10 protein-coding genes and 2 pseudogenes are annotated in these 18,984 nt (G+C 53.6%); 7 read left to right on the forward strand and 5 right to left on the reverse strand.

Annotated features, from left to right (window positions below; translation table 11 throughout):
* Positions 1 to 34: 34 nt before the first annotated feature.
* Positions 35 to 760 (reverse strand): cytochrome-c peroxidase, encoded by a 726-nt coding sequence (locus tag ACXAH3_RS15290; RefSeq protein WP_474862999.1) that lies wholly within the window; start codon positions 758 to 760, stop codon positions 35 to 37.
* On the opposite strand from ACXAH3_RS15290, the gene ACXAH3_RS15295 reads away from it, so the two are divergent.
* The 4 genes from ACXAH3_RS15295 to ACXAH3_RS15310 all read left to right on the forward strand — a co-directional run bounded on the left by ACXAH3_RS15295 (position 759) and on the right by ACXAH3_RS15310 (position 12,701).
* Positions 759 to 3,647, forward strand: coding sequence for a Tn3 family transposase (locus ACXAH3_RS15295; RefSeq protein WP_474863001.1), 2,889 nt, complete (start codon positions 759 to 761; stop codon positions 3,645 to 3,647). The genes ACXAH3_RS15290 and ACXAH3_RS15295 overlap by 2 nt on opposite strands.
* Positions 3,648 to 3,752: 105 nt before the next feature.
* Positions 3,753 to 4,304 (forward strand): recombinase family protein, encoded by a 552-nt coding sequence (locus ACXAH3_RS15300; RefSeq protein ID WP_474863002.1) that lies wholly within the window; start codon positions 3,753 to 3,755, stop codon positions 4,302 to 4,304.
* Positions 4,305 to 4,680: 376 nt separating this feature from the next.
* On the forward strand, positions 4,681 to 5,208 hold the full coding sequence (locus tag ACXAH3_RS15305; RefSeq protein WP_474863004.1) for a hypothetical protein: 528 nt from the start codon (positions 4,681 to 4,683) through the stop codon (positions 5,206 to 5,208).
* 32 nt (positions 5,209 to 5,240) lie between these two features.
* Positions 5,241 to 12,701, forward strand: a complete 7,461-nt coding sequence (locus tag ACXAH3_RS15310; protein ID WP_474863006.1) for a calcium-binding protein — start codon at positions 5,241 to 5,243, stop codon at positions 12,699 to 12,701.
* A 150-nt stretch (positions 12,702 to 12,851) separates the two neighbouring features.
* Here the strand turns inward: ACXAH3_RS15310 and ACXAH3_RS15315 are convergent.
* The 3 genes and pseudogenes from ACXAH3_RS15315 to ACXAH3_RS15325 all read right to left on the reverse strand — a co-directional run.
* Positions 12,852 to 13,361 (reverse strand): annotated as a pseudogene (locus ACXAH3_RS15315) (cytochrome c peroxidase); the annotation flags it as partial.
* A 48-nt stretch (positions 13,362 to 13,409) separates the two neighbouring features.
* Positions 13,410 to 13,842 (reverse strand): annotated as a pseudogene (locus ACXAH3_RS15320) (CoA transferase); the annotation flags it as partial.
* A gap of 126 nt (positions 13,843 to 13,968) precedes the next feature.
* Positions 13,969 to 15,636, reverse strand: coding sequence for a GMC family oxidoreductase (locus ACXAH3_RS15325; protein WP_474863094.1), 1,668 nt, complete (start codon positions 15,634 to 15,636; stop codon positions 13,969 to 13,971).
* Positions 15,637 to 15,846: 210 nt separating this feature from the next.
* On the opposite strand from ACXAH3_RS15325, the gene ACXAH3_RS15330 reads away from it, so the two are divergent.
* Both ACXAH3_RS15330 and ACXAH3_RS15335 read left to right on the forward strand, forming a co-directional pair.
* On the forward strand, positions 15,847 to 16,758 hold the full coding sequence (locus ACXAH3_RS15330; protein WP_474863007.1) for a LysR family transcriptional regulator: 912 nt from the start codon (positions 15,847 to 15,849) through the stop codon (positions 16,756 to 16,758).
* 248 nt (positions 16,759 to 17,006) lie between these two features.
* On the forward strand, positions 17,007 to 17,702 hold the full coding sequence (locus ACXAH3_RS15335; RefSeq protein ID WP_474863095.1) for a hypothetical protein: 696 nt from the start codon (positions 17,007 to 17,009) through the stop codon (positions 17,700 to 17,702).
* Positions 17,703 to 17,720: 18 nt separating this feature from the next.
* On the opposite strand, the gene ACXAH3_RS15340 is transcribed toward ACXAH3_RS15335, so the two are convergent.
* On the reverse strand, positions 17,721 to 18,287 hold the full coding sequence (locus ACXAH3_RS15340) for a carboxymuconolactone decarboxylase family protein (protein WP_474863009.1): 567 nt from the start codon (positions 18,285 to 18,287) through the stop codon (positions 17,721 to 17,723).
* A 100-nt stretch (positions 18,288 to 18,387) separates the two neighbouring features.
* Here ACXAH3_RS15340 and ACXAH3_RS15345 point away from each other — a divergent pair, with 100 nt between their 5' ends.
* Positions 18,388 to 18,960, forward strand: coding sequence for a TetR/AcrR family transcriptional regulator (locus tag ACXAH3_RS15345; RefSeq protein ID WP_474863011.1), 573 nt, complete (start codon positions 18,388 to 18,390; stop codon positions 18,958 to 18,960).
* Positions 18,961 to 18,984 lie beyond the last annotated feature (24 nt).

Raw genomic sequence — 18,984 nt, forward strand, 5'->3', positions numbered from 1 at the left:
CATTTAGCGCGGCCTTTTTTTGCGCAGTACCTGTCTAGTTCTTTGGCCGATCAACCGCCAATCCGCTGGGCACGGTATCGGGCACGCGGCTGGCTTGCGCCATGGCTGCCGCACCCGTCAGGCTTTCCAAAAAGGCGACAAGGGCGGCAATATCCGAGTCACTGCGCGGCGCGATTGCAATTTCTAGCGCTTGCGCTTGACGTGCCATTTCGATCCGGTCTTGTTGGATGACGAAATCTATGTCGGCCAGCCACGGGACGTCTGGAAGGGTCAGATCTGCTGGCTCCCATCCTTTACGCGCCGCTTCGGGTTGCATGTGGTGCCGGATCATCCGGCCCAGCGTCAGATAGGCACCGTTATGTCCGTAAGGCGCGGTCAGCGCCACGTTGCGCAACATCGGCGTGCGAAAGCGATAGGCGTCTTTCAGGTCGTCAGTCTCACCCATTCGGCCCACATCGCGCGCATAGGGGTCGAACTTCCGCGTCCGCCCCGGCCCGAATGCAGGCAGCCCAAGCGCACGGAATTGCTGGTCAGAAAAGAGCGGCCCAGCATGGCAGGCGCTACACCCGGCATCGCCGAAGAACAGCTGCATCCCTTCGCGCTGCTGCGGTGCCAGCGCGGTTTCGTCTCCTGCCAGATAGGCCTGAGGGGCCCGAAGCTGCGAAACCGGACATTTTTTGGAACATTTGTGAACGGTGATGTTTTTGTAGGCTGAAAGATGCTTGAGTGCCGGACGTCGAATTGTTTTGGAGATGCTCATGCCTAAATCCACCTCAGAGCTTTGGAGCCTATCGTTCGCAGATCTACTGTTTTTGGCGGAACAATCACCTCAGCTGCGTCTCGAATCCGCCTTGCAACTCTGCCATCTCAGAAACACGGGTCGTTTCATAGAAACCTGGACATCTGCGCCGAAGGAAGCCGTTGAATATGTGGCATCCCAGATCGAGCAACCGGCGAAGGTCCCCGCCAGCGCATTCGATGATCGAAAGTCGCGCCGATATCGGGAGCGAGTTGGTCAACATCTGGGTTTTGCACGGCCGACCTCTCGTGATCTTGCTGGTTTTGATATTTGGCTTTCTACCAACATTCTGCCTGAAGGCGGATCTGTTGCCAGCATGGTTGAGCGCGGAAGTACTTGGTTTCTGGAGAAACAGATAATTGCCCCGGCCGAAAAGGCGCTCACACGCGTCATCCGCTCAGCACGAGGAACCTTCCTTGAACGATACTACTTAAGGCTCTTCGACCAGCTTACTCACCACGCCATCGCAGCTTTGGAAGCGAGCCTTTGTGACCCGCTTGGCGATCATGGCTTTCAACAGCTGAAGGCTGACATTGGCGATGCGACACTGGAAAACGTGCTCACGGCGGCCGACCGGCTCGCCTTTATTCAGGGACTTACCTTACCAGATCATTTACTCTCTGACATTGACCCCACTTGGATCAACACCCTGGCGCGCCGCGTTGAGGGCGAGACGGCGTCTGAGATGCGTCGCCATTCCAAAGAGAAGCGCTTGGGCTTGCTGGCGATCTATCTGATGTCGCGCCGTTCCCAGTTGATTGACGGGCTGGTGGATTTGTTGATTGAGGTTGTGCATCGCATTGGTACACGATCCAAACGTAAGGTGATCGGCAAGATCGCTGCCGATATTAACAAGGTACATGGCAAAGAACGGTTGCTGGTGGATATTGCGACGGCGGCAATGATGGCGCCGAATGGCAAAGTGTCGGATGTCATTTTTCCCATTGCTGGTGCAGCCAAACTGAAGGCCATCATTGATGAGCACCGGGCCAAAGGGACATTGGATATTCAGATCCAGACGGTAATGCGTGGGTCATATTCGAGCCACTACCGCCCGATGTTGCCGTCACTCCTCTCTGTTTTGCAGTTCCACTCGAACAACACTGCATGGCGGCCGATCCTGGACGCTTTGGCTCTGATTGTCCGCCTTAACGAAGAAGGGCGTCGCGTTGCTCCAGCGTCGCTGGCTCCAGAAGGATCAATCCCACGCAAATGGCGCGCAACTGTGTTGGATGAACGAGATCGCCTGAATGTCATATCCTATGAGCTCTGCATTCTGAGCCAGCTGCGGGAGCGTATTCGGGCCAAGGAAATCTGGATCGAGGGTGCCGATCGTTATCGCAATCCGGATAAGGATTTACCAAAGGACTTTCCCGAGAAACGCGCAGCCTATTACAGCGGGCTGAACCTCACTCAGGACGCTAAGGCGTTTACCCAATCCGTTCGCACGCAAGTGGAGCAGGAGCTTCTTCAGCTGAATGCCACGCTGCCCAACAATGACAAGGTCCGGCTGCGGTGGTCAGGTGACAATCGGATCAGCATCACACCTTTCAAACCTGCGCCTGAACCCAAGGGTCTGATCGGCCTCAAATCCGAGGTCAATCGGCGGTGGCCGATGACGGGGCTGCTGGATGCATTGAAAGAAACGGCTCTAGATACCGGCTTTCTGGATGCGTTTGAAACGTCAGCCAGCCGAGAAGCACTGCCGCGGCATATCCGCGATCAACGACTTCTTCTCTGTCTTTATGGTCTGGGCACCAATGCCGGTTTGAAACGCGTGGCCGCTGGTACACCTGGTATCAGCTATGATGAGTTGAAACATATCCGGCGCCGCTACATTGATCCGGCGTCCCTTCGGGCGGCAAGCGCAAAGGTGTCCGATGCAACGCTGAAAGTGCGCAATCCGTCTGTCTGGGGTGAGGCCGGGACAGCCTGTGCGTCAGATTCTACCAAGTTCGGGGCTTGGGACCGCAATCTGATGACAGAATGGCATGCCCGCTATGGCGGGCGCGGTGTGATGATCTACTGGCACGTCGCACAGCAAGCAACTTGTATCTATTCGCAGCTGAAGCGCTGTTCATCTTCTGAAGTGGCATCCATGATCGAAGGTGTTCTCCGGCACTGCACCGATATGGAAATCCAGCGCCAATATGTGGACAGTCATGGGCAAAGCGCCATTGGGTTTGCGTTCTGTCACCTTCTCGGTTTTGAGCTTGCCCCACGACTGAAAGCGATCGCGAGACAGAAGCTGTCGATACCGAGTTCTGGCATGCGGGCGAAACTTCCAAACCTGTTGCCCATCCTATCCGGCACGATCAATTGGGGCGAGATCGAGCGCCAGTATGATGAGATGGTCAAGTATGCCGCGGCCATGCAGCACGGAACGGCAGATCCAGAAGCCATTCTGCGCCGCTTTGCACGCGCCGATGTAATGCACCCGACTTATAAAGCGCTTGCGGAACTCGGCCGCGCGATCAAAACAATCTTCCTATGCCGCTATCTACGATCAGAGGCGTTCCGCCGGGAAATCCATGAGGGGCTGAATGTGGTGGAGAACTGGAACAGCGCCAATGGCTTTGTGTTCTTCGGCAAGGGCGGCGAGATTTCCAGCAACCGGATTGCCGATCAGGAAATCTCAGCCCATGCGCTGCATCTGCTTCAGGCGTCGCTGGTCTATGTGAACACACGTATGGTGCAATCGGTGCTCTCCGAGCCGACCTGGGCGAACCGCCTGTCCGCGCGCGATTACCGCGGTCTCACGCCATTGATCTATTCGCACATTAACCCCTATGGACGCTTCGATGTGGATCTGGACAGGCGGATCGATTTTGGCAGGCAGGCGGCGTGATGGCTTAGTCTCTAAAACTAAACATATCGAGACCATGTGCTTGCCATGTCTTTTTCAATGTCTCAATATGGTGGTCGCAAAACACCTGAGCAAATGTGAGACCCCATGGCCAAAGTCGGATATGCTCGTGTCAGTTCCGTCGGACAATCTTTGGACGTGCAGCGGGAGAAGCTGAGTGACTGCGGCAAACTCTTTGAGGAAAAGCGCAGCGGGACCACGGATGCGCGCCCTCAGCTGAAGGAATGCCTGAATTATGTGCGAGAGGGCGACCAGTTGATCGTCACGCGCATTGATCGGCTGGCGCGGTCCACGCTGCATCTCTGTCAGATTGCCGAGACTTTGCGCGAGAAGGGCGTTGATCTTGTTGTTCTCGATCAGAACATAGACACGTCCGATGCAACCGGCCGCCTTCTCTTCAACATGCTGGGCGCCATCGGGCAATTCGAGACCGAGATCCGCGCCGAGCGGCAGATGGACGGGATCAAGAAAGCCAAAGATCGCGGTGTCCGGTTTGGTAAGCCGCCAGCGCTATCGGGCGAGCAGGTCAAGGAGCTACGAAACCAACGTGCGCGTGGGGTGCTGATCAAAGACCTCATGGCCGAATATGGTCTCTCAAAGGCGACGGTCTATCGGTATCTCAAGGAGTATGTTGGTTGAGTCATCCGGAGCGTTTCAGCTCGCACGCCGCCTATTGCGCAATACAGCACGAAGCAGGTGAACCACGCCACAGTCCCAGTCAAAAGCATTGACAACTCTGAGATATTGGATAACCAAAGGTGGAAAATGCCCCTTCTGCATCTACATAGTATTGAAGGTATTGAGTGATAAGATGATCGATCAATTGAAGTGCATTCTGAAGTTTCCTTCATCTAATAACGGCCCGGAACTACATGCGAATGAATCTCTGAAATGGATCAGAGCATGTCTGTTCGCAATCGTCGCGACGGTGGCACTCCCCACGCTTCAACCAGCAAAAGCAGATGTCGGGCCCGGCCAATTGCTGGCGTAGTCGTCACTCAAGGAGGTTAATACATTGAAATTAAACAAAAACGTAACCTTATCCGCCACGCTCTTTTTGCTTGCAGCTTTTCCCGCTTCTGCTTCAGAACAAATCTCTTGGGAATTGGTTTTGTCAGCTGAGGTGAGCGATGACAAAACCTGCTCTTCCGCCCTGGCTGAGTTCTCTAGGTACTGCCCTGACTTTTCACATGTAGACCAACGGATTCATCCTTCAGCGCGGGACTGGAGCAGAGGTGGTTTCCAGTTTGCATGGTTCGACTTTGACTCGGACGGTCATTTGGACCTGTTCGTGAGGGTGAAAAACGCCGATTGGTGCGGCTCACTAGGATGTGCAAACTACATCATCTTTAACGACCTTGAACAATCCACTGCGAAGGATGGTTATTCAGGCACTCTGATTGCGGTGAGCAACGAGCGCATCTTTTTGCATACTGCAAGTGATGGTCATGTCGATCTGAGTTTTGAAAATTCGTCACCAGAATTGTTGGTTGGCGAGGCTCATGATCATCTGTTCGATCTGCTGGAACTCAAGACGAGATAATTTCAAAAAATCCAATTATTGGGAGAAATAGCATGGCGACGTTAGCTGAAACTCAGGCATTCATTGATGGGTTGGCATCTAAGAATCTATCAGGCTTCATGCAGGCCGTCGGTTTAAGGGAGAGTAACAATGATTACAGTTTCCAGAGTTCAGTTAGACTGGGGTCTTACCAATTTGAAAAAATCGCGCTACAGGATATTGGATGGATAACTTCTGAGAGTGGCACTAATCCGACAACATGGGTTTGGTCTCAGAAAGCTATCGATCTTGGGGTCGATAGCGTTGATGACTTCATTGGCAGCGATGCAGCGTTTTTCCAAGATCTTGCATTTGCTGAATGGGCTCAGAGGCAATGGCAACTCATACGACGTACAGACTTGGAATTCTGGGGCGACCAAACTCTTAATGATGTGGAGCTTAGTGTCAGCGGCCTTATTACAGGTTCTCATCTCGTAGGAACTGGTCCTACTAGGCTTGAGTATCTGGCGACAGGTGGTGACTCTGATCCAAAAGATGGTAACGGCACCCCAGTCACTGAATACATAGAGCTATTTTCGGGTTTTGATTTAACGGACACTTCTGGACTTGACGCGAGTTTGGTTGCTGCCTTGCCAAGTGGTTGGTCGGATTACTTTACAACTAACCCACAGAATTCGGCAATAATTGAAGGCGGGTCTGGCAATGACATACTGAGTGGATTTGGGGGCAATGATACCGTTATTGGTTCCACGGGAAGTGATGTTCTTGACGGTGGCGAGAATGCAGACGGGAGCGCAGATAACGACACCCTTTCATATGAAGGCCTCGGGACAGGAGTCCGAATTAGTGTGCATCGTGAGGCTACCGGTGATGAAGCAGCCGTTTTCAGTGTTGTAGACAGTTCTGAACCTTCTGCGTGGCAAGATCTTTTCACAAATTTCGAGACAATCAAGCTTAACAACCAGGCGAACATCATTGAGTTTGACAAGGCGTTTTATGACCTGCAGATAGACGGCAATTATACCTTTGAGGCGGATAACGCCCTCGAAAAGGGGCATTTGTTGGATGGCTCGTCTTTAGACGAAGCATTTGCGGTTACTCTCGAAGGAGTTGATGGCACTGCGGGCGTTGTTTCTTCCCATGGCTCAACACTGACGCTTGCCAATTTCGATAATGCTACAGGCACAGACTTCGCCGACACCATCACGGGCAGCGATACGCGCAATACATTGCGCGGAGGCGACAACGAAGACGGTACCGTTGACACTCTGGATGGTGGAAAGGGCCATGACGATCTTCACGGTGGTGAGGGTGACGATGTACTCCTTGGCGGTGAAGGTGCAGACTGGCTGTTCGACCGCGGCGCAGATAGCGGCATCCACGAAGATGAAAGCGCCGAGACCTTTGCGCGCAGAAGCTTGGCCTATGACGGCGACGGCAATGACGAGTTGCGTGGGGGCGACGGGGCAGATGTTCTGGTTCACTCCGGCGGGACGGATATGTTCTATGGTGGCGCCGGGGACGATGTCTATCTTGTCACTGATCGGGTTTCGACGATTGCGAGCGCGAATGATAGCCTTACGATCACCCTGAACGAAGACAATGGTGGCAACGCGCCTGACTTTGGGCACGACCTGATCGCCGGTTCAGGCTATGGCGTCGACCTTGTGATCTTTGAAGGCATTAGCAAGGATGACATAACGGTCAACTATAGCTACGAGGAAACCTATATCGGTAGTGAAGTTGGGGATTTCGACCCTCTTTTCGCCGGTTGGTTCTTTGATCCCGACGCCGAAATTGTCGATCACTATCAGACCATTGGTACTTTTGAGATCATCGTCAACGGCACCAGCAGCCTGACCATCGAGAATGTAATCGGGTATCAAACCAAGGGCTCGAACGGTAGCGGCCTCTTCAGCATCGAAGCATCGATCGATATGCCGTTTGCGATCCAGTTTGATGATGGCATGTTCAACTGGTCAAGTTCCATCCTTGATCCGACCACCAATTTCTACACCTTCACAAATTCCGAGTTGAGCGATACCGCCTTTGATGCCGAAGGTGCTTTGACGGAAGAGCGCGCGGTTATCGAAAACACAGTAGACGGTGATGCTGCTGCCGATGATGACCTCTATGGTACGATCGGTTCGGATCACGTCAGTGGATACGGTGGCGATGACACCATTCGCACAGGGGCTGGCGATGATATTTTGGATGGCGGCGCTGGAAATGACATTCTCGATGGCGGTAGCGGAAATGACACGGCAAGCTATGAAACCGCCACTGCTGGTGTAAATGCTTGGCTTGCAGGGCCAGGCGTTTTCTATGCACCGAGTGAGGATGAACTAATTTCCATCGAGAACCTGATTGGCTCAGATTTTGATGACCTTTTGATCGGCGATCGGGAAGCCAACGTCATCCACGGCGGAAATGGAAACGACAGCATTCAGTCAACCAGCGAAAGTCTAGAAGATGGATACTTGGTTCCCAATATGGGGGATGAACTGTACGGAGAAGGTGGCAACGACGCTCTTGTTGGTGCTATTGGTGACGATCTTTTGGATGGCGGTGATGGCAATGATGTTCTTAATGGTCGTGGCGGTGATGACATCCTGAAGGGCGGTAAAGGTAATGATACGCTCATAAGTGCGGGGGAAGGCTACGGCTTCATAGACTACGCTTTCGTAAGCCATGGCTCCGATGTACTCGACGGTGGTGAGGGCACTGACACCCTAGAACTCCGCCTGCCAGGGGACAGCCTGGTCGACCTCGAAGCCGGGTTTGCAGTAGTCAGTTCCCATGTTCCCAGCGCAGATACGATCTATGTTGGCAACCTCACCGATGAAGTCACAACGTTGATTGACATCGAAAACGTTCGGTCTGGTTCAGGCAACGATACCGTTATTGGCGACGGAAATGATAACGTTCTTGATGGTGAAGATGGCGACGATACGCTGATTGGCGGCGCAGGAAATGATCTGTTGATCGGTGGAAATGGTCACAATGTGATGATCGGTGGCGTCGGTATCGATACAGCGAAGGTTAGCGCCGGAAGTCAAATGGCCACGATTGAACTTGTGGATGAAGGTCTGAAGATCTCCCAAAGTGGTAGGAGCTACATTGTTCACGATGATGTTGAGTTTATCGAGTTTGACGATGTCACGCTGACCTATGCCGAGCTGGCAGGGCCTCTGCAAACGGAGTTTGGCGTCATTGACGATTTCGAACGGGTAGAAGAAGGCCAAGTCTCTGACATCAGTTTGCTGGCGAATGATCTTGAGTTCAATGGGGATGCGATAAACATTCTCGAGGTGAATGGTATAGCAATGTCTTCGGGTGACACCATTCGCTTGGATTCTGGTGCAACTATAACCTTGTTACCAAATGGCAGCATCACACTTGATCAGGCGGGTGCATATGCATGGCTCAACGAAGGCGAAACAGCTACCGAGACGTTGACCTACACGGCCACAGACTCGTCAGGTGTCCCTAAATCGGCCACTGCCACAATCGTGATCGATGGCAAAGCGAGCAATCCAAACTCACTGCATATTGAAAACAATCTGGTTCTTGCCACGTCGGACGCAGATGTTGCTGCGAAAACCAGTGTGGCCAATTTCAATATCGCGAAATCGGTTGTGATCATCGATAGCGTCTATGTCGACCCCAACGATCCACCTGCCGGGATATCCATCGAGGAAATCAACGGCGATACATACATCATGTTCGGCGGAGACGATGCGGTTGTACTGGAAGGCATTTCCTTCGAAGCTTGGAAATTCGTTTCTGCGCAACGTGTCTCTTGGGGAGATGGTAATGATGTTATCAACGGAACGGATGATGGCGAAGCTCTTATCGGTGAAGGGGGAAATGATCTCATTTATGCTGGGTTGGGTGACGATGTTGTTCTTGGTGGCGATGGTGACGACAGATTGAATGGCCAAGGCGGCAACGATACTATCTACGCTGGGCGAGATAATGATTCATTGAGCGGGGGAACTGGCGATGATCTTCTCGATGGGGGCGATGGCGATGACGACCTATCTGGAGGAAGCGGGAATGATGTTCTCGTTGGTGGCGATGGTGATGACTTTTTACGTGGAGGAACTGGGCGCGATGTTTTCGTCGGTGGACAAGGCGTCGATACTGTAACCTTCTACGACGACGCTATATCCCTCGATGATAATTCAGTTGAGAGGTACCCTGAAGGGCTATATGTTGATCTGTCCTTAGGATTTGTGGAGTTCAACAATCCCATATTTGCTTCTGAAGAAATTAGTGGGGTCGAAAACGTCCTCGGAACGAGAGGCGCAGACATAATCATCGGTGATTCAGAGGACAATTATCTCGCAGGTTATAGTGGCGATGATACTCTGATTGGAGGGGCAGGAGATGATCGGCTTTATGACAATGGCAGCTTCTCTGGAAACAATACTCTCCGAGGTGGTGACGGAAATGACCACATTGAAGCCGGCTCAGGAAGCGACCAGCTTTTTGGAGATGCAGGCGACGATAATCTCGAAGCAGGAGGTGGCGATGACCTACTCAAGGGCGGCACCGGGAATGATACTATCAAGACGGGCGCGGGGCGTGACGTCATCCAGTTCGACACCGGCGATGGCACTGATATTCTGACAGATTTCGAGCTTGTGAAAGACAAGATCGAAATCGATGGCGCGGTTCTGGACCCCAATCAACCCGCAAACGGTATAGCTTTGTCGCAGTCGGGAGCAGACGTAGTAGTCACATATGGAAGTGGTGATACACTGACATTGACCGGCGTTGATCTGACTGCCTGGCAGAGCTATGCGGCGGTCAGTGAGATCGTCGGCACTGACGGGGATGATCTCATTGATACGGCGTATACCGGCGGGAACGGCGTTTCGGTCCATGATCTCGACCAGACCATTAGTGGTTTGGGCGGAGACGATTTGATCTATGATGGGGCTGGTGACGACATCATATCAGGTGGTGATGGGCAAGACACCTTCTTCGCCGGAGGCGGTAAGGATAAATACGATGGGGGAAGCGGCGAAGACACCATCGACTTTAGCCGTGCCACGTCTGGTCTGCGAATTAACCTTGGCGATACCAGTCGCAGCTCAGGCATCGCCAAGGATGACAGCTACACCGGGATTGAACGCGTTCGTGGATCGGATTTTGATGATATCATCACAGCAAGCGCTGAGTTTAGTCATGTCACAGGCGGCTTAGGAAACGACATTCTCCGGAATATCGACAGCCTGGCGGGCGGCGGTGGCGGTAATGTCGTTACTTTCCATTTTAGTACCGGAGATGGCCAGGATGAGATCGTAGATCACACTCTGAATGACCGAATTGTCATAGATGGAGTCGAAATAACCGATTTCACCAACCTTCCATCAGGGGTTACCTTCTCTTACGACTACTATGACTTGCTACTGCATTATGGAAACGGCGACACAATCCGGATCCGCGATGGTGGTCGTTTCGTACCAAATGGTATTTTCAATGGGACGCCGGACGATGATTGGCTCACTTATGACGAAACCGACGCGCAAGGTGAATCAATAGCTGACGGTATTTCCATCATCGACGGTGGGGCAGGTGATGATGATTTCGAGATGGGACCTGGCAACTTCACCATGATTGGTGGATCGGGTTCGGACGAGTTCTATTTTTACCCTGGTGACGGGCAAAGTATCATCACAGACTTCGAGCCGGGTGTTGATGCGATACTCATCGACGACGAAGAGATTGTGGATCTCGCGAACCCTCCAGCGGGAGTTACGGTTTCAGTCATCGATGGCAATCTGGTGCTGAGCTTTGGCGTAGACGATACGATTACGATCATCACATCCCCAGCGTTGATCGCGGCCTATCCCGACTTGCTGAATACGCTTCACCTGGTCGGAGGGCCTGACGCAGAAACCTTGGACGGTGGCGCAGGAGATGACATTATCGAAGGCCGCGACGGGCATGACTATCTCTACGGACATGGTGGAAACGACACATTAAACGGAGATGCCGATCATGACCGCCTCTACGGCGGCGACGGCAATGACTTGCTTGATGGCGGCACGGGTCATGACCGCCTCTATGGCGGCGCAGGTGATGATATTCTGAATGGTGGTGGCCATGGTGCAGATCTACTCACTGGAGGTACAGGAAACGATATTCTGACCGGTGGCTCTCATGCGGATACGTTCTACTTTAGCATCGGAGACGGCCTAGACGAAATCACGGATTTCGAGGCAGGAACGGATACGCTCATCATCGATGGGCATGAGATAATGGATCCGAACAACCTCCCAGCCGGGATCACTGGTGTCGAAACGGCAAGTGGGTTTGATTTCCATTACGGGTCGGGAGATGTTGTGACCCTGACTGGGATTACAGCGGCCATTCTGCTGGCCAACGCTCAGGTTATCTTCGCGGGTACTTCAGGTGTCGACATTGTAAATGGACTTAGCAGTTCCGACGATATCCATGGTGCCAACGGAGATGATGTTCTCAGTGGAGCTGGTGGCAATGACTATCTGTATGGAGATGGCGGAAACGATACTTTGAATGGAGATGATGGTCATGACCGTCTTTATGGCGGCGATGGCAATGACACTCTCGATGGTGGTGTGGGGAATGACCGGCTCTATGGTGAAGCAGGAGATGACGTACTGAATGGTGGTAGTCACGGGGCGGACTTCCTGACCGGAGGTACCGGTAATGACATCCTGACCGGTGGCTCCCATGCAGACACATTTTACTTCAGTTCCGGCGATGGGTTGGATGAGATCACGGATTTTGAAGCCGGAACCGACACATTGGTTATTGATGGAGTGGATGTTGCAGATTTCACCAACCTACCTACTGGTGTAACGGGTGTTGAGACAGCAACTGGGTACGAATTCCACTATGGCGCTGGGGATGTGCTCACTTTGACTGGAGTCACGGAAGCGGATCTTTTGGCATTCGCGCAGGTGATTTATACGGGGACCGCTGGTGACGATTTCGTCACGGGATATGGCAGTGCCGATGACATCCACGGCGCTGGTGGTAATGACACGCTCAATGGTGCTGGTGGCAATGACTACCTTTACGGAGATGGTGGCAACGATACGTTAAACGGAGATGACGGCCACGATTGGCTTTATGGTGGTGATGGCAATGACTCACTTGATGGCGGTATAAAGCATGATCGGCTCTTCGGCGGTGCAGGTGATGATACCTTGCATGGAGGTGGTCATGGTGCAGATCAACTCACCGGGGGCACAGGAAACGATATTCTGACCGGTGGCTCTCATGCGGACACGTTCCACTTCGTGACGGGCGATGGTCTCGATCAGATTACAGATTTTGAGGTCGGCTCGGACAAACTCATCATCGATGGACTATTGGTTGATTTCGCCCAACTGCCCAATGACCTGACTGTCGTCGCTGGTCAGGACGAGGTAACCCTCCAGTACGGATCCGGGGATGAGATCACGCTTCACGCAACCGCGAGCCTTGAGGCGGCGCATCCGGATTGGTTCCTCTGAAGACAGGTTTACCATTCTGTCCAAAAGTCAGTCAGGGGAGCGCAGAGCGCTCCCCTGACTTTACTCTCGCTATCGATTTGGAGCGAAATCCACACCAACGTTCCATCTATGTTCTTTTTTCTGTCCGATATCGCAGCTTCGGGCCCCTCAGGCCAGATAGGCATCAAATGGACTGTCGAAAGATGTGAAATCCTGCACCATGAACTGTGCCAACGCATCCGCAATATGTGTGATCGTCACGTTTTCCGAGGTCCCAACATCGTCAAACGCCGCAACGAAGCCGTCGCCATAGGCCGGAATCGTACGGACCCGTTTGGCAATGATCGGCCATGCGGCATCGATGCGGTCACGGGTTGCACCGATAACCTCGTTCTCGCCAACATTTCGGGCCATCTCGACACTGGAGGTCATCGGGAATAACGCCTGCGCGGACAGCACGGATGCCAGCCCATCAGGCAGCCACTCTTCAGCCGGAGTGTTGAACCCGTTGCCATAGATTGGGTCCGCGTTGATCCGTCCGTCATGCATCAAGACACTGATGGACTTGGCACCAAGGTTCCAAAGCGCGGGCGCATTGCGTGGCACGCGTTTGACGATCTTGTCCGCCCCCGTACCCGACACGCGTTTCGGACCCAGCCCCTGCCCGCCTTCGCCCAGCCCGGTCACCTGTCGTGACTGCAGCGCCAGAACCGTCGCCGAAGCAGAGATCTGTGACGCATATGCAGACGCCAGTGGCAACGGCGAAAACGATGGGTTCAACCCCATAAGCACACGGTTCAAGCCCATATCAGTGAACACACCCGAACTTGCCGCGACGATGCTTTCATAGGCCCGCAATTCCCGACGCTCTGCATCGTTTGACGCAAACCCCGGCACCGAAATCGTAATCAGCTCGGGACGTTCTTCGCGCATTGCCGCGAAATCAAAGCCAAGCTTCGCTATCTTTCCGGGCCGGAAATTCTCGACAATGATATCGGCCTCAGCACAAAGCGCGCGCCTGCTCCAACCCTACTTTGGACTTCAGATCAAGGTTCACGATCACCTTGTTGCGGTTCAACGTGGCGTTCGCAGGGCTGTCCCACATCGGACCAGCCGGGGGATCAATGTGAACAACCGTGGCACCCAAGTCCCCAAGCAACATCGCAACGGCGGGGCCTGCAATACATTAACCAAAATCAACGACTTTCACGCCGGTAAGCGGCAAGTTGGAAAACGATTTACGCATGTGACCTCCTATAAGACGTCAAGATTTCAGAGGGATATCGGGTTACTGGCCGGACAAGATCCAACCAGCGGCTTTTTCGGCGATCATGATCGTGGGCGAGTTGGTGTTGCCACTGGTGATTTCAGGCATGACGGATGCATCCACCACGCGCAGGCCCGCGACGCCCTTCATGCGCAAATGCGGGTCGAGAACGGCAGTGGGGTCATCATCACGGCCCATTTTTACCGTGCCAACGGGGTGGAAGATCGTGCTGGCAATATCACCTGCAAGACGGGCCAGATCCTCATCAGTTTGATACTGAATACCGGGCTTGTATTCTTCGGGTTCATAGGGCGCCATCGCGGATTGAGCCATAATCTCGCGCACCTGACGCAGACTGTCTGCGGCGACCTTCCGATCATCCTCGGTGTCCAAGTAATTCGGCACAATCTTGGGCGCATCACGGAAATCGGATGAAGTGATCCGAACGTGTCCACGGCTGGTCGGGTTCAGGTTGCACACGCTGACCGTCATGGCAGGAAAGTCGTGCAAGTCTTCGCCGAATGCCTCAAGGCTCAACGGTTGCACATGGTATTCTAGATTGGCATGGCTGCGGCCAGAGTCAGACCGGGTAAACGCGCCCAATTGGCTGGGGGACATGCTCATCGGTCCAGACCGTTTGAACAGATATTCCAGTCCGATCTTGGCCTTACCAACGATAGAGTTGGCCAGCGTATTCATTGTGCGCGTGCCTTTGACTTTGAACACAGCGCGAATTTGCAGATGGTCTTGCAGGTTTTCGCCAACAAACGGCTGATCCATCACCACGTCGATACCATGCTCTTTCAGCAAATCCGCGGGGCCGATCCCCGACAGTTGTAGGATCTGAGGAGAGTTCACGGCACCGGCAGACAGCACAACTTCTTTGGCAGCGGTCACAGTGACAGGTTTGCCCTCACGGTGAACCTTGGCACCAACACAACGCAGCGCACCGTCCGCCCCTTTTTCAAATGTTAGCTTTTCGACTTGCGCTTCCGTCCAGATGGTCAGGTTCTTACGCGTCTTGGCAGGGCGCAAAAATGCCTTGGACGTGTTCCAACGCCAGCCGGATCGCTGGTTCACATCGAAATAACCAACGCCCGCGTTGTCGCCGCTATTGAAGTCATCTGTTTTCTGGATTCCGTTTTCTTCGGCGGCATCCGCGAAGCTGTCCAGAACATCCCACCGCAGACGCTGCTTTTCGATGCGCCACTCACCGCCATGCCCGTGCATGTCTGAAAACCTGCTGTTGTCACCCGTGGCCGGATCAGCACCATCATCTAGCTTGTAGTGGTCTTCATGCGCTTTGAAATCGGCAAGCGAGTTTTCCCAGTTCCAAGCTGCTTCACCCGTCAACTCGGCCCAGTTGTCATAGTCACGCGCTTGCCCGCGCATATAGATCATGCCGTTGATCGACGAACAGCCACCCAGCGTCTTGCCGCGTGGATAAAGAAGACTGCGCCCGTTCAGGCCCTTGTCAGGCTCGGTCTTGTACATCCAGTCGGCGCGCGGATTTCCGATGCAGTGCAGATAGCCGACGGGGATATGTATCCAAGGATATGTGTCCGGCTTCCCGGCTTCCAGAAGAAGCACCTTATTGGCTGGATCGGCACTTAGGCGATTGGCCATCAAGCACCCGGCAGAGCCACCGCCAATCACCACATAGTCGAACCCGTTCAAACCTTCTGACATCTTGATCATCCACCCATCCGTCGTTTCGTTGCGATCTGCGTGCTGAAAGAGCATCGAACCGTCACGCCTGCACACGACACTCGGCATGGTCGTGAAAGGTTCGGGGTTCGGTTGCGCTTCCTCCCAGAACGCTGCTTTCAATGATCTGTGGGCGATGGATGCGAAAAAACCTAATGACAAATCGCACAACGCAATATTAGTAATTTTTATATGGACCGATTTTCAAACATTAACACCATCTTGGCCTTCGTGACTGTGGCGCGGGAAGGAAGCGTTTCGCGCGCTGCTGAGGTGCTGAACCTGACCCAGCCAGCCATCAGCCACCAAATCAAACGGCTTGGGGAAGAGACAGGAATCACGCTGTTCAACAGAACACCCACTGGCCTGCAAATCAGCCATGACGGCGCCGCGGTCCTGTCAAAAGCCGAACAAGTTCTGGATGCAATGAGTGATTTCCAGCGCAGTGCCCGCCAAAGGTCTGGTCGGGTCAGCGGCAAGCTGAGGATCGGAACGATTGTTGATCCGGAATTTATTCGGCTTGGTCGGATGCTTGCGCGCCTGCGCACCGAGCACCCGGACATTGAAACGGAACTGACCCACGGTGTCAGCGGCGACGTTATGACATGGCTGAAACGGGGCCAGATAGATGCAGGTTTCTATTTGTGCGGACCGGACGATCTGCCCCTGATGGGATTGGACAGTGAAGAGCCAATACATGCGATCAAACTTGCCGATTTCACCTATCGCGTAATCGGCCCAGTTGGGTGGCAAAAGAAGATCGAGGATGCTGATTGGCCTGCGCTGGCAAAGCTGCCTTGGATCGGCACGCCTGAAAGGTCCGTCCACTATCGCCTATTGTCCAAAATCTACACGGATCCGGCTGATCGTCTTGGAGTCGTGGCGCGTGTAGACCAAGAGGCGTCGATGCTTGAAATGGTGCGATCTGGCATCGGCCTAAGCCTGTGTCGCGATTCCATCGCGCTCCACCAAAAACAATCCTTCGGTCTTGCGGTCTGCAATTCAGTTTCAGTGCCTGCCTGTCTTTGTTTCGTTGCCTTAGAACGCCGCAAGGATAGCCCGGTCCTGTCCGAGACATTCAATCTGCTGCAAAGCTCTTGGTGACTGATTGGCGGTGTTCCAAAATGAATGAAAACGACGCGCAACATAGCCGGGTCGCACGTCGTCATTTTCGAAAACTTCAGTCGCACCAGCGAAGCTAGAACTGGTCACATTGAAGGAAATCAGCGGATTCACAGTCGTCCAATCCGGCGCAGAGTGTTTAGCCCCGTCCGAGTGATGTCCTTGGGTCGATTTTACCAGAAATTGCCAAGGCGACAGGCCTTGCGTCCGACACACCAGTTTGCGTCGGCATCCACGATTCTAACGCCTCGCTTTATCCTCATGTCGTTTCGCAGGAGGGGCCCGTTTCCGTCGTGTCGACTGGGACATGGGTGATTGTCATGTCAATGAACAACGGCAAGCCGGTTCAGCTTGACCCTGCCCGCGATACCCTCGTCAACGTCAACGCGCGCGCGCAAGCAGTGGCCAGCGCACGCTTCATGGGGGGACGAGAGTTCGAAGTTATCCAGCAAGGCCAGCAGGTTGTTCCAAGCGAACAAGACGTGTTTGCCGTTCTGGATGGAAATCGCATGCTCTTGCCGTCAGTCGAAACGGATTCAGGCCCTTTCCAGGGGCTTCGGATGCACTGGCATGGCGACGAACCTGTTGTCGGATCAGGCATGCGCTCGGTGGCCTTGTCGTTCTATTTGGCCTTGATGACGGACGCTTGCCTGAAGCTCGTCTGCGGTGACGGCCCGACAATTGTCGAGGGGCCCTTCGCACGAAACGCCGAATACCTTTCCATGCTGCAAGCCTTAACCGCGCGCGCCGTCCTTACAAACGCGGCCGTCACAGGCACAAGTATCGGAGCTGCCATGTTGTTTAGTGACGAACATACCTCACCACTGCTTAACCAAGCAGAGACGACAGTGCCTGTGAAATCTTTACATAACTATGCTGGTCTGTGGAAAAGCCTGGTTTGCAAGGCGCGCTCCTCACTTACGTGAAAGCGCGCCTTCTGAATATCAAACTTCAAGGGGTGTATCACCGCGTTCCCATTTCAGCGGGTGGAACACTTCGTCAACCGGCGTTACTGCAACATGATTAACGTAATTCGACATCGTTTTCTGAGCGATGCCCAAGATCACATCAAGCACAGCGCGGTGGCTGTAACCTGCGGCAAAGAAGGTCTCGATCTGTTCATCAGTGGCGTTTCCGCGCTGGCGCACCATTTGGATCGTGAACGTCCGCAGCGCTTCAAGTTTTGCTGTTGGCAGCGGCGTCTCATTGCGCAATGCGTTCGTGATTTCATCCGAAACCTTCATCATCTTCGCGATACCTGTGTGGGCCGGCACGCAGTAATGGCATGAATGCTCGACATTGATGGCTTGCCATACAACGGTCAGCTCGTCTGCGTCGAAATCTGTTTCGGTGAACAGCTTATGAAGAAGCTGATACGCCTCATAAGCCTGCGGGCTTTCTGCCAGAACTTTATGCAGGCCGGGCAGCCGGCCGAAGGCTTTTTGCGAATTCTCCAACAGCGGTTTGGAGGCCTCAGGAGCAGTGTCCATATCATGGGAAGGGAAATTCATGTCTGCGCATCCTTTGAAAATTGCGATATGTGCGGTTTACCCTTTCTTGAGTGATCGCTCAAGTATATAATTGAGCAATCATTCAAGAATTGGTGAACAGATGCCGCGCAAACCGAACTATGACCGAGACGAGCTGATCGAACGCGCCCGCGACTTGTTTTGGAAACGCGGGTGGGCGGGCACGTCGTTGAAAGACCTCGAGGCTGAATTGCAGATGAAACCGGGCAGCTTTTATGCGGCCTTCGGCTCCAAGGATGCTTTGTTCAAGATCGCCATGGAAAAATACGCGACCGATGGGCGAAAGCGCCTGAAGGCACTGGCCCAGGAATACGGGCCGATCAAAGCGCTTCAGCGGTTTCCGCAGATGGTCGTCCAGAACGATGCCGCCCCCGCCAAGGCCTGCATGCTGTCAAAGACGCTTCTTGAGCTTCATGCACATAACCATCCTTTGGCGCATGACGCGAATTTGCATCTGCTGAAGATGGAGGCACAATTTGAGGAGTTGTTTCAGCAAGCTCAGTCAGCGGGCGTCATTGATGCTTCGCATGATCCCAAGGTGCTTGCCCGCAGGTATCAGTCCGATCTTTTGGGCTTGAGGGTCTCTGCCGAACGCGAGGGTGTAGACGCCGACGCAATCGCATCAGAGATCGCAAGTGGTTTGACCGTGCTTTAATACAATTTGCACGCCCGTCACTTC

The sequence above is a fragment of the Aliiroseovarius sp. ABM4_368 genome (assembly GCF_056161205.1).